The following is a 24,835-nucleotide window of genomic DNA, read 5'->3' as shown; positions in this document are numbered from 1 at the left end:
CAAAAAGTTGTAAAAAGAATTTCAGCCTGACTGTAGGCACTATTTTCGAGAAATCCAAAATCCCCCTTTCAACATGGATGGCCGCTGTGTATGTTATAACTGCCCACAAAAAAGGTATAAGCAGTTTGCAGCTTGCAAGGGATTTGGGAGTTACCCAAAAGACTGCATGGTTTATGAATCACCGGATAAGGATTATAATGGGTGAGCCAGCCCCCGAACCTTTAGAGTGCATGGTGGAAGTTGATGAAACGTATGTGGGTGGAAAATTCGCCAACATGAACCGGGGGAAACGTAAAAAGATGCAGCTAAATAACTTGGATAATAAGGTTGCTGTAATGGGTTTAGTGCAAAGGGATGGCAAAGCAAAATTAACAGTAATAGGCGCAAACACTTTTAAAGAGGTCGTCCGGCAAAATGTAGATAATGCAGCAGTGGTTATAACTGACACCCATATTTCCTATACAGGATTAGCACAAGAGTATGCAGCACACTTAACAGTTAACCATTCCAAAAGCGAATACAGGAACGGCCTTGCATACACAAACACAGTTGAAGGCTTCTTTAGTTCCCTTAAACGATCTATATATGGCATTTATCATAGCGTAAGCCCTAAGCATCTGCATAGGTATTGTGATGAAACAAGCTATAGGTATAACTCCAGGAAAATAGAAGATAAGGACAGGTTTATAATAACCTTGCAACAAACGGAAGGAAGGCTTACTTACGATAACCTTATTCAGAAACCATCTAAAAAAGATGAGAACTTTAATACTTAAACCCTATTTTTATGAAAAGATACTCAACCATGAAAGTAACTCAATCCCCTGTAACACTTGACTTAGTGTTAAGTGATTTAAATTTTGAAGTTCCCCTATATCAAAGGGAATACTCTTGGGAATTAGAGCAAGTTTCAGACCTTTTTTATGATATAGATACATCGTATGAAAATGAAGGATACTTTTTAGGCTCTATTCTTTTATATGTAAAGGATGAAAGCAAAAAGTTAATGGAAATAATTGATGGACAACAAAGATTAACTACAATATTCTTAATTCTATATACCATTAAAAAAGCAATAGCAGGCACACAATACACTAAAGCCATAGAATCAATAAACAATTTGCTTTATCAAAGGACAAAATCCTTAATTGTTGAGGATACAGGGGAAGAACCTAGACTAACAACTGGTAAAAGAGACAAAAAATTATTTAAAGCAATATTAAAGTCCGAAGATATAGATAAAAAGATTAAAGACGGGAGGGTAAAATCACATAAGTTACTATTTGAAGCCTTGGAGAGTTTTATTACGCCTAAAATAGAGAAAATAAAAACAGAAAGAGGCATAGAAGGGGTAATAAAGTTTGCGGATAAAGTGCTATCAACAGAGTATATCGTAATGACAGCAGAGCAAAAATCTGATAAGATTTTATTATTTAAAACACTTAATGCACGGGGGATTGAGTTATCGCAATCCGATCTTATAAAAAACGAAGTTTGTAATAACCCTAAAGGAATTACTGAAGAAGAAGCGGTAGAATTATGGGACGATACAAGGGAGATTTTAGAAAAAATAAAAGCCAATATTGATATATTCCTTTTTCACTTCATTAATTCTAGGGTTGACTCATTGGAAATAAGAAAGAGAATTGAGGAAAAAAGAAATGTGCAACATTATCAAGACAGTTACCCCCCTGTACCGGAAAAATATATTTTCGACGTTTACGATGAAAAATTAAAGGCATTAGACAACACAGAAACATTTTTAAATGAGTTGAAAGAATCAGCACTGCATTATGTTGAAATAGTTAATCCGACACCCGATAAAATCTATTTAAACGGGTTAAAAACGTTAAATGTTGCAAAATGCTACCCACTTCTTTTAAGGGCTAAGAATGTTTTAAACAACAAAAATTTTGAAGCACTTACTAAGGCTATAGAGTGCATTTCATTTAGGCATCAAATAATAAGGAGAGACCCCAAAGAACTTGAAAAGCTATATTATACATTATTGACTAAATTAAAATCGGATAACGATATTAATATAGTTATTGACGAAATAAGACAAAATCCAACAATGAAGCTAGAGGATAAATTTAAATCAGGTTTTTGTTTATCCTCTCCTAAATCAAACATTGCTAAATTAATATTAGAAAGAATTGTAGCATCTAAACAGGAAAGCGTTTCCGCAACCGGTGATGCTTGGTTGGAGCATATAATGCCCCAAAAACCAAAAGGCAATTGGCTTAAATTAAAAGAATCCGACCCCGAATTATATACCTTTTCTTTAAACAGATTAGGCAATTTGACACTTTTAAAAAACAAACTGAATATAGTGGCATCAAATAAAGATTTTGATACCAAAAAAATAGAATACGAGAAATCTAGGCTGACAATAAACAACGATTTAAAAGATTATTCCATTTGGGATTATGATACAATAGATACTAGGCAAGACTATTTATATGAGTTATCAAAGGATATTTGGAAAATATAAATCTCTATATGGCAACAAAAAAGAAAGCAGCAGCAAAGAAGGTGGCTAAAAAGGATGAGCCGGTAAGGTTAAACATGACCTTTGAAGAGGCTATTAAAAAAGCAGCTAATACACCTTTGCCTAAAAAGGTAAAAAAGAAAACTAAATAGATTTTAAGTTACCGCTAACATAAATTTTACAATTCTATTGCATTTTACAACAATACTGGCTTTATGTTTGCGTTATAAAAAGGGGCTGGTCGCTAATTAGCAAACAGCCCCGAAATTTCAGGATTCGCCGTCCTTACTTTTTGCTACACCTGTCGCAAACAAAGAATCTAAAAAATGAAGCTTTCGAGGGGAAAATGGTTTTACCATTTCTGGTAATCCATTTCGAAAAGACTTCTTTCATAGAACTTCCGCATTTTGGACATGATTTTGAAACTACCATTGTCTTACGTTTAGAAGGTGAATAATGGACACAAGGGTTCGTTATCGCTGCCTTGCTATCTCAGCGCTGTATTAAAAGAAAATAAAAAATTTGGGATATAAAAAAGCCTCAGCGGCGACCGAGGCTTTAGATAACTTTGTCAAAGTGCTGCTTCCATAGCCTTATAGTTTTTAATAAGGTGGGTTACGTTCCCTTAACAATGATAGTTTCAGTTGCAAATATATAAATCTTTATTAAATAGCCAAATGCTAATATTAGCCTTGGGCAATTTGGCTGATATTAACGCAGTGTGGAAAGATAAAACGAGAGAGTTTAAAGCAATATTGTAATATTGCCTTGTCTATAAACTAAATGTTTTATGGTTTCCCGGGTTACAGCCCGGGATTTCCTTTCAAGGAACTTACTCACCCATCAGAGTCTTACGAATGTCGAAAAATTAATCCGAATTAATAACTTTTTAATATCAACATAATGTTGATATGTTTCTATTTTATTTTATTGTTAGACAACAGTATGGTTTTTTGTTTTATTTAAAATTTTACTTTAAGTAGTATATGCCAAAAAAAAATATAACTAAACGTATAGTTTCATCTTCATATTTCAAAAAATATAATCAGCATAAAATTGTATATTTATCTTTCAATTCTGTCTGTAAAATACTAAGGTGCAAACATTTGCAAAGTTTTGTGGTGATAAGTATATAGTCGCCAGTAATTTCATTACTTTGTGTAATTATTAATTAAAGCATACATGTTTACTAAATTATCTCCCCTCTTTTTAGTATTTTTTATAATAGCAGTTATTATGACATCCTGTCGTGAACCAAAAGAATTGGAGTACCGGGATTTTAAAAACCTTTCGTCAGAAAAATTGGGGTTTTCTACTTCTACTTTTAAACTTGATCTTATTTATTACAACCCCAACAATTTTGGGCTTCAGCTAAAAAGGACAGATCTTGATATTTATATTGACAGTAATTATTTGGGGCATACAGCCCAGGATTATCAAATCAGTATTCCCAGAAGAGGAGAATTTACATTGCCGATGATAATTGAAGTTGATATGAAAAATGCTTACAAGAATGCTATTCCTGCACTTATGGGCAAAGAGGTTATGGTAAAAATTACCGGTAAAATTAAATTGGGAAAGGCAAATGTTTTTAAAACCTTTGATGTGAACTACGAGGGTAAACAGAAATTCAGTTTCTAAACGCAAAATGCACCTGCCTTAAGCAGATGCATTTTAAATTATAAACTTTTTATTTAGCTATACTTTTGGAGCAGCAGGTTTAGGTGCTTCGGGTGGTTTTTTACAGCAAGCCGGCAATCTTTTATAAGCAAATTCATCCGCCTCTATATCATCAGCATCAAAACCAAGATTGGCAATTGCAGTTTTTAAATACTCTTTATTTGTTCTGTCGGTAAGCCAGGCAACTGTGGTTGTTTTTCTTTTTAAATCTACTTTTACAGAAAGCACCCCATCAGTTTTACTTATAAAAAATTCAATTTGCTCTTTACATTTTTCGCAATTTTGAACTGTAGGTGTGTTAATTACGGCCTTGTCTTTTACTTTTATCTGTGCATTGCCTGCTATTATAAAAAAACAGGTTGCGGTACTTAATAAAAATTTCTTCATAGTATCATTTTAAAATAAAGTTATTAATTACCTGACCAATTTGATGGATTACTGCTCCAATTTAACAAGGTTTTTTGCTGATCGGCTGAAACTATGCCCTTTTCTACCGCTAAATTGATAAGCGTATTGTAATTAGTTAGGGAATGATAATTAATCCCAGCTGCTTTAAATGCTTCGTCTGCCTCATTAAAACCATAAGTAAAGATTGAAACCATACCAATAATATCTGCACCTGCGGCTTTCAATACATCACATACCTGCAAGCTGCTTTTACCGGTAGATATAAGATCCTCAATCACCACAACCTTTTGCCCTTTTTCTAAATTGCCTTCTATTTGGTTACCCAAACCATGTTCTTTAGGCTTAGGTCTTACATAAATATAGGGCAGCTTTAACTGATCAGCCGCCATAGCGCCCCAGGCAATACCAGCAGTAGCAACTCCTGCTAACATATCAGCTTCAGGAAATTTTTCAAAAATTATACTGCTCATTTCGCTTTTAATAAAATCACGAACGTAAGGAAAGGATAAAACTTTGCGGTTATCGCAGTAAATAGGGCTCTTCCACCCGCTTGCCCATGTAAATGGTTGTTGGGGACTTAATTTAATTGCATTAATTTGTAAAAGTTTTTCTGCAACAGCTTTTTCGTTTGTCATGGTGCAAATTTGAACTTTGAAATTTATAATTTGAAATATTATTATGCACATAAAAATATATTTTGGCGATAAGCCTGTTTTTCTTTGTGATGAATTAACCACAGAATTGAAAGAAATACTGCACCACCCCGATGCCGTTTTTATTGACGAGATTTCGGCGCCGGCTATAAAATCGCTTTTACATGAGATTAAGAAAGATGAATTTCATGCAGGCGTTATTTACTCCGAAGATTTAACTGCTTTAAAAAAACTATTTTTTAAAAACTTTACTTTAATTGAAGCGGCAGGCGGGATTGTACAAAATGATAAAAAAGAAATTTTATTTATTTACCGCCTTAATAAATGGGATTTACCTAAAGGCAAGATGGAAAAAGGTGAAAAGGCTGACGAATGTGCATTAAGGGAAGTGGAAGAAGAAACTGGTGTTACTAACTTAACAATTAAAAAAAAGGTGGATGAAACTTATCATACCTACGATGCATTTGGTAAACACTTTTTAAAAGTTACACACTGGTATTATATGGTTTGTGCCAACGGACAAAAACTTGTACCACAAACCGAAGAAGATATTACTGCAATTAAATGGGTGGCTACTAAAAATATTAAAGAACCTGTTGCCAATACTTACCCATCGATAAAAGATATTTTAAGTGCATTTTTTGATGCAGCATAAAATATGCTTAACCACTGAAAATTAATTACGAGTTGTAAATGCTGATTGAAAATATACAGCTGAGTGCCTACACCCGATTGCAGTGGAAAGCCCGGAACCCCGCCTTAGCGGGGTGAGGACTTGGAACGAAAAGCGGGACCACAGATTGTTATTGATCTGCAGCTCGTGTTCAAAAAAAATTATTTCAACTCCAGCATTACAATACTTTGCGCAGGTAAATTAACTACCAATTCTTCGCCGGATTTTTTTGCACCACTGAAAGAAGTAATTTTTACGTTGCCGGGATTTTCAAAAGTATTGATATCGGTAAATTTTTTTGATGTGATGATCTGCCCTGTTACAGTTGTAAACTTTACTCCCGGCAAAACGGTACGTAATGCGATTGCTTTTGATGGGTCAATATTAACCAGTGTAATATGTAAAGCTCCAGTTGAATCCTGTGATGCAGAAATATTTAAAGCAGGAATTTTTCTATCTCCATTGATATACTCCGGCGACTTAAAATTGATGTTTAATTTTTTTGCATCCATGTGCACTTTGTACATATCAAATACATGGTAAGTTGGCGTTAGCAATATTTTATCGCCTTTAGTAAGTATGATAGCCTGCAATACGTTTACGGTTTGTGCAAGGTTGGCCATACGCACCCTATCGCTGTGATTATTAAAAATATTTAGATTGATACCTGCAATTAATGCATCCCTTAAACTGTTTTGCTGGTATAAAAATCCCGGATTGGTGCCAGGCTCTACATCTGTCCAGATGCCCCATTCATCCACAACTAAAGCTGTTTTTTTTGCAGGGTCATATTTATCCATGATGGTGCTGTGGCGTGTAACTAAATCTTCCATCACTAAAGTATTTTTCATGGTATTGAAATATTCCTTCTCATCAAAAACAGTTGCAGAACCTTTTGCCCGCCAGTTATTAGTAGGCAGTGTATAGTAATGCAAAGTCAATCCCCACATTTTATTAGGGCCTACATTTTTCATCAGTGTTTCTGTCCAGTTATAATCGCCGCTGTTGGCACCACTTGCTATTTTTAATAAGGGTGCTTCTTTATAATTTCTTGCATACACTGCATAGCGCTTGTATAAATCGGCATAAAAGTCAACCGTCATATCTCCACCGCAGCCCCAGCTTTCGTTACCCACTCCCCAATATTTTACACGCCATGGTTCGCTGCGGCCATTTTGTTTTCTTAAATCTGTCATGGTACTTTTAGCATCACTGTTTAAATACTCCACCCATTTTGCCATTTCTTCCACTGTGCCACTGCCCACATTTCCTGCAATGTATGGTTCGCAACCAATCAATGAACACAGTTCTAAAAATTCGTGAGTACCAAAACTATTATCTTCTGATACGCCACCCCAATTTGTATTTACCATGTATGGTCTTTCTTTACGTGAGCCAATGCCATCACGCCAATGATATTCATCAGCAAAGCAGCCGCCGGGCCATCTTAAGTTGGGCACTTTTATTTTTTTCAATGCATCCACTACATCTAATCTTATCCTGTCTTTTTTGGGAACGTTAATAGAATCGCCTACCCAAAAACCATCGTAAATACATCGGCCAAGGTGTTCGGAGAAGTGACCATAAATATGGCGACTGATGCTGTTAGTCGGATTAGTAGCATCAATTACAACTGTGGTTGTTTGTGCAGATAAAAAATTTACAAAAAAGCAGAACGCTAATGGGAATATTATTTTTTTCATCTCCTAAATTATTGAATGTTTAAGTAATTAATTCAATTGGCAGTTTTATATTTTAACTTAACCATCAAAACGTTTTAGCACACTATGTTTAACTTTATGACTTTTATACTTTATTTACCTTTTACTTTATTTACTTCTTACTTTATTTACTTCTTCCCTCCCTGCACTCCCTCACTGGTCATCATCACTCTTTTAATTGTTCCCTCTTTATTGTAATATAAATAATCGATACAAACAGAACGATGAAAACTGCCATAGTCGGGTACTAAAGCACCATTATGGTAAATGAAATAATCTTTGCCTTTAAATTCGATAATACTTTGATGATTGGTATTACAGTTGCCCGCTATCTCATTTATTATTCCTTTGTACATCCATGGGCCTTCAATACTGCGGCTCATAGCGTAAGCAATTTTTTCGGGAAACTCATAAGCATACGATAAATAATACCAGCCATTTTTTTTATGGATGTATGGCGCTTCTGTAAAATTTGGCAATGTAATAGTTTGCATTGGGCCATCCATATCAATCATATTTTCTTTCAGCTTTACATAATGCAATGTAGTGTTGCCCCAAAATAAATACGCCTGCTTATTATCATCAATAAAAACAGTGGGGTCAATATCATCCCAACTTATTTTACTTTCTGTCGTCATATCATTAGTAATAATTGCAGCTCCTTTTGCATCAACAAAAGGGCCGGTAGCATTATCGCTTATAGCAACAGCAATGGCTTTGCCCGGATGGGTACTATCATGTGTAACGGCAACATACCAGTAAAATTTTCCATTGCGTTCAATTACCTGGCTTGCCCATGCATCGTCTTTTGCCCACTTAAATGCTTTTACATTTAATGGCGATGGATGCTCTGTAAAAGTTTTCATATCGCTGGTAGAAAAGCAAAGCCATTCGTGCATTTCGTAACCGTTGCGTTTTTCCGGTGCCACATCACGGCCCGTGTAGATGTACACTTTGTTTTTATAAACCAATGCCGCAGGGTCGGCAGTAAATTTGTGTTTGATGATTGGATTGCCTGTTGCAGTAAAAGTAGTATCCTTTTTCTGTGCATGCAGTGTTGAAATACCACAGAGAAATAATGCTGCTGCTAAATATAGTTTCATAATTAATTTTTTAAAATTACCAGTCTATTTTTAACAAAGAAACAGCCTGTTGTGGTAATAAAATATTTAGTACCAGTTTACCATTTACAACTTTTAATTTTTCAGGTTTACCAATTGTTTGTAATTGCCCTGCTTTTTTTAATGTGGCAATTTGCGCAGCAGTTGGATTTTGTGGTGACCCCATTTTCTTCCATACTTCATAAGAATTACTATGCTTGTCATCAATTCTGTATTGTGTAAGCGTAAGAGTTTTTGCTGTAAGGCCATCAATACTAACTGCCACAGGCAGTGCTGGCTTCATCACATCATCATCATGGTAATTCCATACCATTACTGTTACCGATTTTTTATCTTTTGCAGCCAACCCGCCTACATCATTGTAATTTTTTCTTACGCTGGAATCTACCATTGTTTTTAAATCGTACATATGATTACCCGTAACCGCTACTCTTTGGCCCTTCATTTTACCAAACATTCTAAACACATTTAAAACCGGCTTATCCACGCCGTTAGTAGCCAAATCTCTAAAGCCATAAAACCAGTGCTGGTCTTCAAATTCAAATGCCCAGGTAACTGCACCTAAAAAATTTACTTTAAAAGAATCGGCCAGTAAATATCTTCTTGCAAAAGAAGCCGCTGTATAACTGGAGTACATGGTGCCATTGCGGTAACCATTTGAAGGATTGGTTTTCATACCACATGCAGCACAACCTTCGGGATCGCTTTCGCCAATAACAATGGGTAAATTTTTTAATTGTGGATAGGATGCAACAAACTTAAAGCCCATATTAATATCCTGCAACTGCCTTCCCATATTCATCTGCACATGATCGTCCACTACTTTAGGCGAACCTTTAGCATGAAACAAAATCATATCCACGGGTGAGCCGATTTTTTTTGTAACATAATTGGTATCGTAAAAACAATGCTTAACAAAAGCATGCATCCAGTCCTGTGCATTTTTACCTGCAGTGCCTGCTATATTTATGCCACCAATTTTTGCTGTTGGCAAAGCCCTTTTTACAGCGTCGGCGGTGTAATCATACAATTTAAAAAACTCTTCCTGCGTTCCTTTCCAGTAACCATTGGGTTCGTTCCATAACTCCCACCACCAGCTTTCCACTTCTTTTTTTCCGTAGCGGCTAACACTATGCGTTACCCATTGGTAAATCAACTCTGCCCATTTGTTATAATCTTTTGGCGGGTAAGCCCAGCCGGTAATTATTTTAAAATAAGGATCGCCGGGTTTCCAATCGTGTTTGTAGGGAGAAGGATTGGTAGATAAAGCTTCGGGCATAAAACCAATTTGCGCCAGCGGCTTCATACCTCTTTGTATATACGTATCAAAAATACTGTCGATGATTGTCCAGCTATACACAGTGTTACCATTCGCATCTTCGGTATAAGCATTGGTGCTGCCCCATTTTAATGCTGCTACTCCATCGCCTGTAACTAACAAACTATGTGCCCTTACATAAACCGGAACAGGACTTAAAGCCGCAATCTCTGTCAATAATTTTTTACCGTCTTTCATGTAGGTGTAGTTGGGTTCATCATACCCAAACCATGCCCACACCGGCGTCATATCTCCGGTTTCTTTTTTAAGATCAACAGCAATGGTTGCCTGTTGTGCATTTGTAAAATTGCAAAACAACAAGCCAGCAATTAATAAATATTTCGGGATGTTTTTTTTCATACAATTAATTTCCATCAGGTTTTACTGCAGCCTGTAAAATACTTTGTGGCCAATACCAATTTTCAACAGCATCGGGTTGTGCAGGGTTAAATGCTGCGATATTCATTTTTAAATATTTTGCAATGGGTAACTTATTATCTTTTATTGACTGCACAATACAACGGGCAATTTGATAAGCACCGTAAGTATTAAAATGTGTATTGTCTTCTAATTTTTTATCCTGATTGGGAAAAGTGTTTGCAGGATAATGTACAAATGCTTTGATAGATTTCTCAGGCCCCCAGGCTTCGTACATAATTTTACTAATAGCATTCAAATCAATTAATGCAACATTTTCTTCCTGGGCTGTTTGCCTTACCGCTTCGGGATAATCGCCTAATGTATTGTTGATATGGCCTGCCGAATCAAAACTGCGGCGGTGCATTGATGTAACTAATACCGGAATACCGCCTTTCTTTTTTACTTCGCTGATATAATATTTTAAATCTTTTTTGTATGAAGTAAAAGCACCAATGCCCTCTCCTTTTTGCTTTTGATCGTTGTGGCCAAACTCGATAAATAAATAATCGCCTGCTTTCATCAGGCTTAAAATTTTTTGCAGTCGCTTTGCGCTTTTAAAAGAAGTTAATGCTTCGCCGCTTTCAGCATAATTGGCAATACAAATATCTTTGGCTTCAAAAAAAGAAGGGATCATTTGTCCCCAGGATGCCCAGGGTTCTTTATCCTGATCTACTACTGTTGAGTTGCCGGCTAAAAATACAGTGGTGGCTTTTGTATTGGGCGTAATTTCCACTGCACAAATTTTTGCGGCAGTATCGTTAAATTCAATGGTAAGTTGATTATCCCAATGAAAATAATTTATTTCTCTTGCTTTAAGTTTTACTTTATCAACTGCGTTGCCGTTGGCATCTCTTATAATACTGTCTTTAACATGTACCGTAAATGTTTCTGATTTAATCTCTCCTTTTTTTGTTTGAATATTTTTTAAGAATACCCTTCTGCATTCTGCTCTTACTGTTGTTGCCGATGTTCCGCTCACATCACCTAAAATAATTTTTAGATCATAATTACCTTCAGGAATTTTTACAGAGAAAAAGAAAGGTTTGCTGCTGGTGATAAAATCTGACGTTGCTGCATTTTTTTTATTTCTTGTTACCGCTTTAATATCTGATGAATTTATAAATCCGTAACCTGATGCATCGGTATAAATGTTTTGCGGCGTTATTGCAGTATATCCTTTTGCAGCTGCAGTGCTGCCAAAATCAAATTTATAATTTGTTTTTGGTTGTGCATTTACTACAGAAACAATAAGTATTAATGCAAAATATAATTTTATTATACGGTTCATTATTTTATTCATTTTATGAGAACACGCCTGCAGGCGTGTTCCTACTCATAATATTGCACCGAACTATCATTCATTTTAAACTTATTTTTCTCTGCCATTTTATACATTTCGGCAGCAGCTAAAATTACCGGGCCATAACCATGCGCTGCAAAATCTTTTACAGGACGTTGGTAATAAAATTCAGGATCAAAAGCCATACCTGTGCCTACGCATGTACCTTCTACCTGGCCTTTATCATTAATTTTTGTTGCCACTGCATTCCATGCAAGGCTTGCCATAGGTGCATAAGTAACCGGGTTTAGCCAGCCTTTGTTACAGGCATGTGCAATGCAATACGCATAAATTGCAGTGGCAGATGTTTCTAAATAACTGTCTTCTCTATCTAACAACTGGTGCCAGAAACCACTGCCACTTTGATAAGATGCTAAACCTTTTGCGTGGGCTTTTAATTGTTGTAACACATAAGCTCTTCCTTCATGATTTTCGGGTAGCACATCCAGCAATTCGCACATGGCCAATATTGCCCAGCCATTGGCTCTTGCCCATTTAAATTCGGGATGCGTTTCCATACTCTCCACCCAGCCATGCATGTAAACGCCTTTTTCTTTTATAAACATTCTTTGGCTGTATAATTTTATTTGATTTACTGCATCATCAAAATATTTTTTATCGCCGGTTAGTTTACCCATTTGTGCAATGGCCGGTACACCCATATATAAATCATCGAGCCACAAGGTATTTTTTTGAGGACGGTTTCTTGCTAATGTGCCATCTTTAAGACGATATTCTTTATTGGCAACCCAATCAATTAAATGGTCTATCTGTGGCCGTAAATTATTATTTACTCCAGTTGTGGTGGCTTTTATCATTGCAGCACAAACAGCTCCTGCATCATCCAATGCATGTGGTTCAATCGGTTGTTTTAACGGATAAGTATTACCACTGTAACCACCGGCCGCTTTCAACTTCTTTACTGCAGGTATCCAGGTGACTAAAAAATTAAAGCGGTCTTTTGCATAGTTGGTATATTTTTTATCGCCGGTTATTTCACCTGCCCGTAACATAGCAGAATACGTTACGCCCCACTCGTAACTGGTTAATCTAAAATCGGCTTTTTGCAACGTTGTATTGCTGTCAATTTTTAAAACATCAGTAACAATTTCATTTGTTTTTTTATTAATCATTTGTGCAGGTGTTACTGCATCTAAATAATTAAATACTTTATCCAGCACTTTTTTTATGTCGCCTTTTTGCATGGGTTCATAAGGCACAGGGTAATTTACCTTCATGGCATGTAACGGTGTGGTTACATCATTGCCTATTTTTTTTTGCGCAGCGGCGCAAAGGGTAACAAAATAAAGTGCGGTAAATAATTTTACTTTTTTCATGTTGAAATAACTTTTTTAAAATCTTTGCTAATGTAAACTTCTTTATAAATAAAAGGCGGTACAATTTTCATTGACCGCCCTTTACCAACTGCTAAAATGAGAAAAAAGTTAATAGCCGGGGTTTTGCATTGCTTGTTTTTCTGCTGCTGATAACGCTTTTCCACCAGCTTGAATACCATCTAGGAATGTTTGCGGTATTGGACGTACGTTATGTTTGTCTTGAATATTGGGTGCAGCATCTGGGTTAAATGCTTTTGCACGACTAACCAATGTTTTAGTACGGCTTAAGTCTGCCCAACGTAAATATTCACCCGCTAACTCTCTTGATCTTTCATTTAATACCAAAGCTAGCATTCTATCATAAGTTCCTGTTAGTCCTAAAGTGCTAATTACATATTCGTCACCAGCAGGTAAAGCAGCTATATTAGTAATAGCTAAGTTGGCTGCAGCTGCTGTTGTAACTGGTATATTGTTGGATTCATAATAACTATTTTCTGGTCGGAAAGACATGGTAATACCAGCTTGTAAAGTAGCATTACTAGCACCACCACCATCATAATATGTGCTTCGGTTTTCGCCATTTACAAACTCTGCTCTTGTTCTTAATGGATTAATATATGGTAATGCATCAGCATAACTACCAGTACCCAATTTAGCTAAACGAACTTTAGCTTCGGCAGCTATTAAATACGTTTCGGCGCTACGGGCAAGTGTCATATCTCTTAAGCCATCAATATCATTAAAGCCATTTAAACGGCTACCGTCAAAAAACTTACTAAGAGAAGGAAACTTACGAGTATCTACAGCTAAAGCACCATCGGTAGTACGACCACCAGGGTATGCAACATATACATGAGGTACAGTTTTTACAGTGGGAGGAACTACAATATTAGTAGAATTAACTAAAGGGAAACGAGTATCTCCTGGTTGATTAATAATATAAATAATTCCTAAATCACCTTTAACATAAGGAGCAGTTGGTGTGTTTGCATTTACATTATGTTTTGTTCTAAAGGTTTTCCAGAAACGAGAATCATTTTGCATATCATAAATACGATACATGAAATAAGTAGGGCAAAGACGGCTAAAAGGACGGTCACCGCTCATATCTCTTTGCATTTGTGCTACATCTTCGTATCTAGCTGTATAATATAAGTGTTGTAAATTTTGTCCACTTGCAGAAGGGTCAGAAGAAAATTGTGCAGAAAGGATGATTTCTTTTAAATTTTCGTTAGCACCGTTAGGAGCAGTATAACGCCATAAGTCACCATAGTTTGGTGCAAGAGGATGCGCTGCAATTACTGCATCGCATAGAGGACCTATTGCTGCTAAATCGGCAGCTTTTGTGGCACTATTCCAACTATCATTAATTTCACTAGCTCGGCTTAAGAAAGCTTTTGCTAAAAAATGAGCAGCTGCATCTTTGGTAATTCTTGCAGGGCCGCCAGTATTGGTAAGTAAATTAAATGCTTGTTGGAAATCAGCAATAACTACATCATAAATTTCCTTAGGAGTTTGACGTGTGAACTCTAACTCAACTGTAGTGCTAGAACTAGTTTTTAATGGGACTGCACCATATTGGTTAACTAATCGTAAATAATTATAAGCACGGAAAAAATGTCCTTCGCCTAGAGCTGTCTTTTTAATAGCATCGGCAGTGGAAGTACTAGCTTTTGCATTTTCAATAATAATATTTGCTTGACCAATACCGACATACAAGTTATCCCATTGATTATTTGCTGCTATCGTATTTCCATTATTAGGAGTGATAAAAGGTCCAAATGTATTACCATAACTATTCCACATACCATTAGAAGGGTCTCCACCAGTTCGAAACTCATCCACTCCAGAAGACATTGCTGAAAAGGACATTTCGCCACCAAAAGGAGAAGCAAGTACTTGATTATATGTTCCTGCAACTAGCTGCTGGATTCCAGCATCTGTTTTATAAAAACTTAAATCTCTAACGGTAGTAAGATTCTCGTCTAAGAACGATTTTTTACAAGAAGTAGCTGTTGCAATTATAACAGCAGCAGCTAAACTTAATTTTAATATTTTATTTTTCATTGTATTATTTTTTATCAATTAAAAACCAACGTTTAAACCAAGTGTATATCCTCTATTTGAAATATTTGAGTTTACATCCATATCAAGGAAATCAATTTGGGAAAATAACATTCCAGGGTTGGTAGCTTGTACATAGGCACGTAAGCTACTCATATGTAATTTTTTCAATACGTTGCCGGTAAATGTATATGAAGCTGAAATATTTCTTACTTTCAAGAAAGAACCTTTTTTGTACCCTAAAGTAGGAGCATAAGCATCTCCTCCACCTACTGAGTAGAATGGTTTTTGGTATTCTGCATTTTGATTGTTTTCTGTCCAATAATTAACTTGTCGATTATTACCACGGGCAGTTAAACCTTCGCCACCTGTATTAACTAAATATTGTAAACGACCATATACAAAAAAGGAAAGTTCTATATTTTTGTACGTAAATCCATTGGTAACCCCTACTATCCAACGAGGACGAGTATTGCCAATATATTTACGGTCATTGTTTCCATCAATTTTATTATCGCCATTTAAATCAGATGGTCTAGCTTGACCTACAGTAAAGTTATTACCATTTACAGCAAATTTTCGCATATTTGCGGTATCTGCATATTGCCAAATGCCACTTGAAGCAAAGCCATAAATAGCCCCAATTGGTTGTCCTATAAACCAGTTGTTGTTAATATCATCTTGTGCTCCATTAGACAAAGTCAAAATTCTATCTTTTTGCCAAGAAACATTAAAAGTGGAATTCCATTGAAAATTTCTATTTCTTACATTTATAGTATTGATACTAACATCAAAACCTTTATTTGCTGTTTCTCCTACATTTTGAAATGTAGTTACAAAACCTGTTACACTTGGTATTTCTCTAGCCATTAATAAATCTTTGGTTTTAGAGGAATAAACATCAATAGCACCCGAAACTCTGTTTTTAAATATAGCAAAATCTAAACCTGCATTAAATTGAGTTGTTTTTTCCCAGTCCAAAGCTAGGTTAGCTAATGTTGTAGAAGGAGTTGAAGCAGGATTTAAAGTAGCTCCAAATGGATAAAAATTCGCTAAAGTTCTTCCTTTAGTAGCATAAGCATCAATTGCAGAATTACCTGTAACACCTGCACCAACTCGTAGTTTTAAATCGTTAATCCAATTTGCATTTTGCATAAAACTTTCTTTGTTAATACGCCATGCTAAAGCTGCACTTGGAAATAAGGAGAATTTACTTCCATCATCAAATAACTGAGAAGCACCATCAGAACGAACAGAAACAGTTAATAAATATTTATCATTATAGCCATAATTTAAACGGGCCATATAACTTGCTAATTGTCGTTCGGTTAAATCAGCATTTTGAGTAATAGTTAAATTGGCAGCAGGTAACGTACTTGAATTTAACGCATTCCATTTTTGACTTGCAAAAGGTATTCCAGTACCTCTTACTGTATGCACAGGATTGGCAACATATTTAGTAGCACTTTGCAATAAAGTTATTCCGAAATTATGTTTTTTTATTGCTTTATCATAGTATAAAAGATTATCAAGAGTCCATGACATGACTTGTGACTCTTGTAAAGATGCTCCGTTTATTCCGCTACTTGCAGCAGATAAACCATCAATATATATTCCATTTTTGAAATTAGAAAAATCAGGACCAAAATTAAAACGGTAACGTAATCCTTTTAAAACAGGATGAATTTTACCAAAATCCATTTGAGCATATAAACTACCAAAAGCTCTTAAAGTTGTACGTTGGTCTTGTGTGTATTTTTCCTCATCTACTACAGTTTTAAAAGCAACATCACCACCCGGATTTAAAATTCTACCGCCATTAGCATCATAAGGCACAGCCCATTTAAACATTGCCCTAGCAGAACCGTAAATACTATTTTGTGGTGAACCAATAAATGAACCTATGATTGTACTAGATTGTCCAAATTCTTGGGTACTATGTGTTAAATTCATATTTAAACCCATATTAAACCAATCAGTAGCTTGAATATCCACACTAGCTTTACCAGAATAACGAGTAAATTTTTGACCTTCAGAAGTACCATTATTTTTTAAATACCCAAAGCTAGCATAAGATTTAATTTTAGCTGAACCACCACTTACACTTAAAGTTTGGTCGGTTGTAATACCAGTACGGGAAACCAATCCAGTCCAATCGGTATTACCTACAGCTGCACCATTCCAAGTACCTCCTGCCCATCCTTTTTCTATATTTTTCCAGCTATCTGGGTCTGCAGTTGCAAGAAATATATCTCTATCGTTAGCAATTGTAGGCGCATCGCCTCTTGGTCTGTTTGTGGTGTTACTATAATATATTGCCCAACGTCTATAATCTATGTACTCAGAAGCACTCATTATAGGTGCCCAATCCACTATTTTTTCCGTTGTAACACTGCTGTAATAGTTTAATTGCATTTTACCAGATTTTCCTTGCTTTGTGGTAACAATTACTACTCCATTTGCACCTCTTGATCCAAATATTGCAGTGGCAGATGCATCTTTTAATACATCTATAGATTCAATATCATTAGGGTTTATATAATCTATGCCACCTGTAGTAAGTGGAATACCATCTACTACAAATAAAGGCGTATTTGAAGCCGTTAAAGAACGTACTCCTCTAATATTGATTGCACCTACAGTTCCTGGTCGTTCATTTGAAGTAATATCAACCCCAGCAACTTTACCTTGCATAGCTTGTAAAGCATTATCTACAGGTCGGCTGCGGATGTCTTTTTGGTTGATACCGGCAACAGAGCCAGTTACATCTTTCTTTTTTACTGTTGCGTAACCAATTACTACTACATCAGTTAAGTTTTCGTTTGCAGATTTTAATGACACAGATAATTGCGATTGATTGTTTACAGCAATCTCCTGCAGCTCGTGCCCTACAAAACTAATTACCAATTTTGCTTTACCAGACGAAACATTTAAAGTGAATGTTCCGCCCTGGCCGGTAATTGCCGAGTTTTTTTTACCTTTTTCCAGCACAGTTGCACCTTCTAAAGCTTTATCATTTTCATCAGTAACCTTACCGGTAACTGAAAAACTTTGTGCTTTAGCATAAAATGAAGAAATGAGGAAAAGAAGAATAATAGCAATATTATTCCTTAGAAATTTTTTTTTCATAATAGCATTCGTTAATTGGGTTAAAAATAGCAACGCTTATTTTTTAAACAAATAAAAAATAAAAAACTAAAATTACTGCTTTGGTTTGTGGGTATTAAATTAAACTCTGCAATCGTTTGCGTAATAACAATCTTCAGTACTCTATTTTATTTACGCATACAAAAAATATTTATACGGAACTAAATTATAAAAACCGGCATTTTTATCATCCTGCTCTATCCTGCTGTATCCTGTAATATTTTTAAGGATATTGGTATATTTTTAATCAATTATTTACAATCACTATGAATATCTGCAAATTATAAAAAACAAAAAGTGCATGTTAAAAACCATGCACTTTAAAAAATCAACTGGCTTTTCTTAGTTTAATTTAAAAGGTAAAAACCAATCTTTGTTCATCAGCTTTGTTCTTGCTGCATTTGCTGCGGCGGCAGATAAACCAGACTTACGTAATTTATCATACACTTTATCTGCAATAAACGCAGGATTATTTTGACGAATGGCAACTCTTAGTAAATCACTCCAACGCTGTCCTTCGTATGCCAACTCTAATCCATCTTCTGCAATAATCATATTTTCTATATTGGTTACGCTATCAGTTGTGGGTAATGTTACTGCTTTTAATCCGGCTCTTCCTCTTATACCAATATTTCTGTACCAGGTATTTCTAAATGCAGGGCCGTCGCCTTCTCTTGCATCAAAATCGTAAGGCCATGACATAAATGTTTGCTGAATGTTTGTTACATCTCCTATCCTGCTGCCGCCCGGCAAAGGATCGTAGTGATAATTGATACCTTTATTTACTATTGCATGGGCCAGCCTGTATTTACCGGCGCGGTTAGCCGCTTCTGCATAATGCAAATGTAAAGTTGCCGCCCTTGTTAAAAACCATTTGCCGGGTTTGGCAAAAGTATTAATGGGTAAATTATTTGTACCAAGATAATTGTAGAGGTATTTCATAATTACCGGCTTACCATTTATAATGCGGTAAGTTAACGTACCTCTTGAATCAAAAGGAAAATTATCTCTTAATACTTCGGCAGCACTGGCAGTGTTTGCTGCAAAAGTATATACCTGCGTTTGACTGTTCCAGTTATCAATGGCCTGTTGTGCCGGTTGCAGCAAATAACTTCCGCCATTAGGAGAAAATAAATCTATAAAAGGATTTTCTGGTGCAAAATTTCTATCGAAGGGCAAACTCCAAATCATTTCCCAGTTAAATTCATTATCTCCCTGGGGCCTTTCGAACAAATAGCGCCAGCCTGGTGTATAGGTTAAAGAAGAAAAATCTAAAATTCTTGCATAAGTTATGCTTGAATTGGCAAAACTGGAAATACGGTACTGATTAAAAAATTGTTCCCCAACACCAGTAGTAGCCGGACCAAAAATATCCATTACTCTTTTATATCGGTCGGCAGCTTTATCATACTGACCTTTCCACAAATACAAATCGCCTAATAAAATATTTTTATTGATGAAAAATTTTTGTGTGCTGTAGCCATCAACAGTAGTAAGCAATGTTGTGCCCGTTGGATAATCTTCGGTATAAGGTAAAGTTTCTGTAAATGCAGTAAGCGAATCAATTAAAACCGGTAATGATAACATGGGGAAATTAGCCGTAATTTTCAAATCATTTACCTGCACCACCGGATTAGTTACATAAGGTATATTACCGTAATGGATTCCTAATTGCAAATACACCCAACTGCGTATTGCACCCACATCCGAATAGCGCTGATTAAACTCTTCCTGTTTTAATTTACTTGCCGCATACATATTTTTAAAATTAGCCAGCACATCGTTACAGTTTACAATTACTTCGTAAAATGGTTGTGGATCTGCATAAGGGTTATTTACTGTTGCAGTATGTTCACTCAGCTGCCGCAGGTTAGCGTCGGAGTTAGTTGTAATGTCCATCAAATCGCCCCTTAATTCATTCAGCAACAAATAGGGTTTTGCCAGCTTCATTACTTTGCCATACACACCAATTACTGCCGCATCGGCATCAAAAACATTTCGGTACCTGTTAGCTGCACCTACTGTTGTTTCAGGTTCTGCGTCAATCATTTTTTTACAGGATGATATTGCCAATACAATAATACCCGCTAAAAAAGTAAATTTTATTTTATAACTGAATTTCATTTTTTAAATATTTATAACTGAATTATTTTTTATAACCCTACCCTAAACCCAAGCTGAACTGATCTGAACTGTGGTTCTAAAGTATTATCAACACCCTGACCAAAAATACTTTCTGTTGCACTAAACTCCGGATCGTATCCTTTGTATTTGGTTAGTGTAATTAAATTATTACCGGTTGCATAAACTGTTGCATATTTAAAAAAGCCTGTTTTAAATGGCACATCGTACGATAATGTTATTACTCTTAACCGCAGGTAAGATCCATCTTCTATCCAACGGCTGCTGAAACGGCTGTTGCCCATAGGGTCGCCCCAGGTTGCTTTGGGTGTATTGGTAACCTGTCCGTTTGTTCTCCACCGGTTTAATACATTATCAGTTTGGTTATAAGCATTGCTCATACCTTCCAGCTGTGCACGGGTGTAATTAAAAATTTCGTTACCGGTTGAAAAAGTAAATACCGTATTTAAAGAAAATCTTTTGTAAGAAAATTTATCAAAGAATGATCCGTAAAAATTTGGATTAGGATTTCCTAATCCTGTTCTGTCGTTATCATCAATTATTTTATCAGCATTTAAATCTGCAAACCTTATGTCTCCGCCTTTAAATGGCACTAAAGTTCCGTCGGCTTTTTTTATGCTTAACCCTTCTTCTGCTGCTACAGCATCGGAAACATAAACACCATTTGCCCTGTGTCCATAAAATTCATTAGGCGAACCATTAACCTGTGTGATGTAAGTTGCGCCGCCAAATAAGCTAAGAATTTTATCGGTAGGTAATTTTGTAACTGATGAAACGTATTTGCCCAAATTAAAACCTGCATCCCAGTTAAATTTTTTGGTATTAATTATTCTTGCTGTTGCAGCTATTTCGTAACCTGTTGTTTTTAATCCGCCGCTGTTGGTTACAACATAATCAAAACCACTGGCTGTTGGTGCAGGTTCGTAAACTATTAATTTGTTGGTTTTATTTTTATATACGTCTATACTAAACTGCAATCTTTCATTCAGTAACGCCACATCTACACCAACATTTAATTTTTTCACTTCTTCCCATTGCAGTTGGTTATTAGCGAGGCCGCTGCGTACCAGACCCTGCATACCCAAAAGATTTTGAGAAGTATAAGTTTGCTGTGCGGTATAATTACCAATATCGTCGTTACCCGATAAACCGTACGAAGCTCTGAGCTTTAATATATCAATTTTACTTTCTGCCATAACTTTTTCCGAAGATATAAGCCATGCCCCGGCAATTGAAGGAAGAATTGATAACACTTTAGAGGTAAGGTCTAACCCTTTTTGAACATGATCTCCAAAACGGCTGGAGCCATCCATTGATACATTAGCTGATAAAAGATATTTATCTTTATAAGAATAATCAGCATTAAAATAAGTGCTGAACCATTTGGCCTCTCCAATATCTCCACCAATTCTTCTTAAGCCGTTCAAGCCATTTCCCACACTCACCAATTCGTCAATGGCGGAGTTATAACCCAATCCAAAATCCTGTTCGGTTTTATCTTTTAAATACCTTAATCCTGCAATTGCAGAAAAGGAATGTATTTTTTTGGAATTTGCAACAAAAGTTAAACGGGTATCATTATACAAAGAAAAAAGTGAAGTAACCTGTGTTGCCAGCCTGTTAAAAGCAACCGATGTAGGAAGTGAATCAGGCGTTACCCCTTTACGTGGTATAAAAAAGTTTTCACGAACCTTGTTGTAAATTATACCAATGGTAGTTGATAATTTTAGCTGCTTACTTATTTCGTAATTAAATCCAATTGAACCAAAAAAACGATATGCTTTATTTAACCCTATCCCTTTATCTATAATTACCAATGGGTTGCTGATATTTAAAGTATCCCTGTCGGCCAGTGTAGGAGATTCGATACCCGTTGCAGACACATCATTGGTACGCAAAAAAGGCGCTTTAACCAATGCTAAAAAAAGCGGATTTGTTTTTGCAGCATTACCCTGGTCTCTTGCATTTTGTTCAGAAAAAGTAAATGCTAAATTGGTAGTTGCTGTCATGCGGCGGCTTAAATTCAGATCGCCGTTAAACCGCATATTGTATCTTGAAACATCGGTATTTTTTGTAATGCCGCCGTTATTTAAAAAACCTAGCGATATCGCATACTTTGCAATATTATCGCCACCGGTAACCTTTAAGTAAATGTTTTTGGTGTAGGTTTTTTTCATCACCAGATCCTGCCAGTTAGTTTGATTGTGATACGCATAATAATTAGAGCTTGATGGATCATCATTCATATAAGGCTGGCTTTGAATTTCTGCATCACTCATACCTTTTGTTTTTAAAATTTCAGAAAGATATGTCCTGTAATTGGCAGCATTCATTACCGGCAAATTTTGAGGTACTGCATTATAACCGCCGTACGCAGCAAAATCAATTTTAGTACCTAATTCTTTTGCCCTGATGGTGGTAATTATTATTGCACCATTTGCGCCTTTGGTACCATAAATAGAAGATGCATCTTTAAGTACAGTAAGATTATCAATATCTCTCACATCAATAGTTGATAATGGGTTACTGTAATTATTAGAAATTATTGAACCACCAACATTGCTGTTATTAAAAATAATTCCATCTACAATTATTAAAGGCTGGTTAGCACCATACAAAGAATTAATGCCCCTTAAAAATAATGCGGCGCCAATATTTTGTGTACCGCTGCGGCGTATTACTTGCAGGCCGGCAACTTTCCCTTGTAAATATGCATCAGGTGTTTCGTTGTACCTGTTCCATCCATCTGTAACATTAATACCGGCAACAGCATAAGGTGTAAGCGTTTTAGTAACACGGCCTGTGGGTAAAACAACTTCATCAGCTGAAGAGGAAAAACCATTTTCGTACATAAGAATTTTTAATGTACTTAATCCTTTTACTGCAACTTCTTTAGGTTGATAACCGTCGCCTTCCAGTAATAAATTGGCTTCCCCATCAGGAAGTTTAATTGAAAAATTACCAGCACTGTCGGTGAGTGATGCCGCAAAAGTTTTATACGTTAGCCTTATACCACGAATTGGTTGTTGGGTTGCAGCATTCACCACTGTACCTGTTACGGTAAATTCTTTGGCAGCAACGGGCTTACCAAATCTTTGTGCCTGCACAAAAATAAACGCACCCATTGAAACAGTTAGTATAAGTAATTTTTTAAAAATATGCATGATAATAGAATGATAAACTTTGATAAAGAAATTTTATGGTATGGGTACTAAGCGTAAATAATCTAATGTAAAGGGGCCGGTGGTAATTGCAGTTAACCTCCAGTCTAAAGTACCGTATTTTGTGTTGGTTACAGTACCTAAATTTATTTCGTTGTAAGCACCAACAGCAGTATATAAAGGAACTGCATATGGTAAAGTACCCTGTAAAGTGAATACATTACCCGCCACATTCCATGCTGTAATTGTTTGGCTGAACGCAGCTGTTTGAAAATCGTTGGTTGCTTTGGCATACACCTGGTACTTGATAGATGGAGTTTCAGTTCTTCTGTAAAAAGAATAAAAAGTTGTTACGCCGTGCCCGCTAACTACAATATCAGAAAAATTGAGGCCTGTTGCTGGATTTAAACGAACACGGTAATTGGTGTTGCCGGCTTTATCATTTTGTAAAAATCCTGAAGGGAATTCTCCTTCAATAATTACCGGCAGAAATTTATTTACTGTAGGCACATCTAATTTACTCATGATATAAACATAACCATTGCTCATTCTTTTAACATCAACCACAAAAACATTGTTAACAGGTACGCTTACACCAAATTTTGAAACCAATGGCTGAGGTATTGAAAATGGATTTTGATAAACAGTTTCGTAAGCCAGGTCTTTAACCACATTCCATCTGTTTAAACTGTCGTTGGTTGCTGTTACACCAGTGGCAAAATAATTTTTTAATGAATCGGCTTCCAGTATAAAATTGGCATCCTGCATTACAAAATAAGTGTACTGCTTATCTTCTCTTTTTAAATCAAACACCCTGTCGTTGTATGTATTTCTTTGTACAATGCCGGTGCCGGGGCGGTAAACAGGCTGCCCGGTAATCACACTTATACTGTCAATAATTGCTGTTGCAGGATCGAAGCCATTAAAATTCAATGATGCTAGATACGCATTTTGTGCATACTGTGCCGTAGTGGAATTTATAAATTCCCAAATACTTTGTAATGGCGGCACCATTGCTTTAATAGTGTGCAGTACGCCGTTACTTACATATTTATCAGTTGTTGCAAGGCCTGCCTCATCAAATTTTATGGTATTAAAGTTATTGTATTTCCCTCCCAGCATTTGAATACGAACTGTTGTTGCTACATCTCTTACAAAAT

Annotated in this window: 17 protein-coding genes; 5 read left to right on the top strand and 12 right to left on the bottom strand. The window is 36.0% G+C overall.

All coding sequences use genetic code 11. From position 1 onward, the window contains the following. From ACY651_RS06310 to ACY651_RS06295, 4 genes are all read left to right on the top strand, one after another. Positions 1-776, top strand: a 776-nt coding sequence (locus tag ACY651_RS06310) for an IS1595 family transposase (RefSeq protein ID WP_462250847.1), incomplete at its 5' end; no start/stop codon positions are given. Between the two features lie 11 nt (positions 777-787). After that, positions 788-2,494, top strand: a complete 1,707-nt coding sequence (locus tag ACY651_RS06305; RefSeq protein ID WP_462250845.1) for a DUF262 domain-containing protein — start codon at positions 788-790, stop codon at positions 2,492-2,494. 8 nt (positions 2,495-2,502) lie between these two features. Beyond that, positions 2,503-2,643 carry a hypothetical protein gene (locus ACY651_RS06300; protein ID WP_462250843.1) on the top strand — a complete coding sequence of 47 codons (141 nt, stop codon included), beginning with the start codon at positions 2,503-2,505 and terminating at the stop codon, positions 2,641-2,643. Positions 2,644-3,727: 1,084 nt separating this feature from the next. Then, positions 3,728-4,132 (top strand): LEA/WHy family protein, encoded by a 405-nt coding sequence (locus ACY651_RS06295; protein ID WP_462250841.1) that lies wholly within the window; start codon positions 3,728-3,730, stop codon positions 4,130-4,132. 57 nt (positions 4,133-4,189) lie between these two features. Here ACY651_RS06295 and ACY651_RS06290 read toward each other — a convergent pair whose 3' ends face one another. Both ACY651_RS06290 and pyrE read right to left on the bottom strand, forming a co-directional pair. Further along, complete coding sequence (locus ACY651_RS06290) at positions 4,190-4,558, bottom strand: heavy-metal-associated domain-containing protein (protein WP_462250839.1); 369 nt, start codon at positions 4,556-4,558, stop codon at positions 4,190-4,192. Positions 4,559-4,581: 23 nt separating this feature from the next. After that, the gene (gene pyrE / locus ACY651_RS06285; RefSeq protein WP_462250837.1) at positions 4,582-5,214 is read right to left on the bottom strand and encodes an orotate phosphoribosyltransferase; all 633 of its coding nucleotides are present in this window, start codon (positions 5,212-5,214) and stop codon (positions 4,582-4,584) included. Positions 5,215-5,257: 43 nt separating this feature from the next. Here pyrE and ACY651_RS06280 point away from each other — a divergent pair, with 43 nt between their 5' ends. Beyond that, positions 5,258-5,887: an NUDIX hydrolase gene (locus tag ACY651_RS06280; RefSeq protein WP_462250835.1), complete on the top strand. Its 630-nt coding sequence runs from the start codon at positions 5,258-5,260 to the stop codon at positions 5,885-5,887. Positions 5,888-6,066: 179 nt separating this feature from the next. Here the strand turns inward: ACY651_RS06280 and ACY651_RS06275 are convergent, their stop codons facing one another. The 10 genes from ACY651_RS06275 to ACY651_RS06230 form a co-directional block, all read right to left on the bottom strand. Next, positions 6,067-7,608, bottom strand: a complete 1,542-nt coding sequence (locus ACY651_RS06275) for an alpha-N-arabinofuranosidase (protein ID WP_462250833.1) — start codon at positions 7,606-7,608, stop codon at positions 6,067-6,069. A 146-nt stretch (positions 7,609-7,754) separates the two neighbouring features. Beyond that, positions 7,755-8,729 (bottom strand): glycoside hydrolase family 43 protein, encoded by a 975-nt coding sequence (locus ACY651_RS06270; protein WP_462250831.1) that lies wholly within the window; start codon positions 8,727-8,729, stop codon positions 7,755-7,757. A gap of 16 nt (positions 8,730-8,745) precedes the next feature. Then, entirely contained in the window at positions 8,746-10,425 is a 1,680-nt protein-coding gene (locus tag ACY651_RS06265) for a GH39 family glycosyl hydrolase (protein ID WP_462250829.1), read from the bottom strand. A 4-nt stretch (positions 10,426-10,429) separates the two neighbouring features. Then, entirely contained in the window at positions 10,430-11,773 is a 1,344-nt protein-coding gene (locus ACY651_RS06260; RefSeq protein WP_462250827.1) for a rhamnogalacturonan acetylesterase, read from the bottom strand. Between the two features lie 41 nt (positions 11,774-11,814). Beyond that, the gene (locus ACY651_RS06255; RefSeq protein WP_462250825.1) at positions 11,815-13,161 is read right to left on the bottom strand and encodes a glycoside hydrolase family 88/105 protein; all 1,347 of its coding nucleotides are present in this window, start codon (positions 13,159-13,161) and stop codon (positions 11,815-11,817) included. Positions 13,162-13,269: 108 nt separating this feature from the next. Continuing rightward, the gene (locus ACY651_RS06250; protein ID WP_462250823.1) at positions 13,270-15,228 is read right to left on the bottom strand and encodes a RagB/SusD family nutrient uptake outer membrane protein; all 1,959 of its coding nucleotides are present in this window, start codon (positions 15,226-15,228) and stop codon (positions 13,270-13,272) included. Positions 15,229-15,246: 18 nt separating this feature from the next. Then, on the bottom strand, positions 15,247-18,387 hold the full coding sequence (locus tag ACY651_RS06245) for a SusC/RagA family TonB-linked outer membrane protein (protein WP_462250821.1): 3,141 nt from the start codon (positions 18,385-18,387) through the stop codon (positions 15,247-15,249). 327 nt (positions 18,388-18,714) lie between these two features. Beyond that, positions 18,715-20,496 carry a RagB/SusD family nutrient uptake outer membrane protein gene (locus ACY651_RS06240; RefSeq protein ID WP_462250819.1) on the bottom strand — a complete coding sequence of 594 codons (1,782 nt, stop codon included), beginning with the start codon at positions 20,494-20,496 and terminating at the stop codon, positions 18,715-18,717. A gap of 29 nt (positions 20,497-20,525) precedes the next feature. Continuing rightward, complete coding sequence (locus ACY651_RS06235; RefSeq protein WP_462250817.1) at positions 20,526-23,678, bottom strand: SusC/RagA family TonB-linked outer membrane protein; 3,153 nt, start codon at positions 23,676-23,678, stop codon at positions 20,526-20,528. A gap of 33 nt (positions 23,679-23,711) precedes the next feature. Further along, positions 23,712-24,835 (bottom strand): hypothetical protein (locus ACY651_RS06230; protein WP_462250815.1); only part of this gene is annotated, 1,124 nt, incomplete at its 5' end.

The organism is Ferruginibacter sp. (assembly GCF_031391665.1).
Classification (GTDB): domain Bacteria; phylum Bacteroidota; class Bacteroidia; order Chitinophagales; family Chitinophagaceae; genus Ferruginibacter.
This window is presented reverse-complemented; position numbering and strand designations above follow the sequence as displayed.

Excerpts from the sequence above, each read along its gene's own strand:
- ACY651_RS06240 (WP_462250819.1), bottom strand. The coding sequence starts at position 20,496 with ATGAAATTCAGTTATAAAATAAAATTTACTTTTTTAGCGGGTATTATT.
- ACY651_RS06275 (WP_462250833.1), bottom strand. The coding sequence starts at position 7,608 with ATGAAAAAAATAATATTCCCATTAGCGTTCTGCTTTTTTGTAAATTTT.
- ACY651_RS06260 (WP_462250827.1), bottom strand. The coding sequence starts at position 11,773 with ATGAACCGTATAATAAAATTATATTTTGCATTAATACTTATTGTTTCT.
- ACY651_RS06255 (WP_462250825.1), bottom strand. The coding sequence starts at position 13,161 with ATGAAAAAAGTAAAATTATTTACCGCACTTTATTTTGTTACCCTTTGC.
- ACY651_RS06305 (WP_462250845.1), top strand. The coding sequence starts at position 788 with ATGAAAAGATACTCAACCATGAAAGTAACTCAATCCCCTGTAACACTT.
- ACY651_RS06295 (WP_462250841.1), top strand. The coding sequence starts at position 3,728 with ATGACATCCTGTCGTGAACCAAAAGAATTGGAGTACCGGGATTTTAAA.
- ACY651_RS06265 (WP_462250829.1), bottom strand. The coding sequence starts at position 10,425 with ATGAAAAAAAACATCCCGAAATATTTATTAATTGCTGGCTTGTTGTTT.
- ACY651_RS06280 (WP_462250835.1), top strand. The coding sequence starts at position 5,258 with ATGCACATAAAAATATATTTTGGCGATAAGCCTGTTTTTCTTTGTGAT.
- pyrE (WP_462250837.1), bottom strand. The coding sequence starts at position 5,214 with ATGACAAACGAAAAAGCTGTTGCAGAAAAACTTTTACAAATTAATGCA.
- ACY651_RS06290 (WP_462250839.1), bottom strand. The coding sequence starts at position 4,558 with ATGAAGAAATTTTTATTAAGTACCGCAACCTGTTTTTTTATAATAGCA.
- ACY651_RS06300 (WP_462250843.1), top strand. The coding sequence starts at position 2,503 with ATGGCAACAAAAAAGAAAGCAGCAGCAAAGAAGGTGGCTAAAAAGGAT.
- ACY651_RS06270 (WP_462250831.1), bottom strand. The coding sequence starts at position 8,729 with ATGAAACTATATTTAGCAGCAGCATTATTTCTCTGTGGTATTTCAACA.
- ACY651_RS06250 (WP_462250823.1), bottom strand. The coding sequence starts at position 15,228 with ATGAAAAATAAAATATTAAAATTAAGTTTAGCTGCTGCTGTTATAATT.
- ACY651_RS06235 (WP_462250817.1), bottom strand. The coding sequence starts at position 23,678 with ATGCATATTTTTAAAAAATTACTTATACTAACTGTTTCAATGGGTGCG.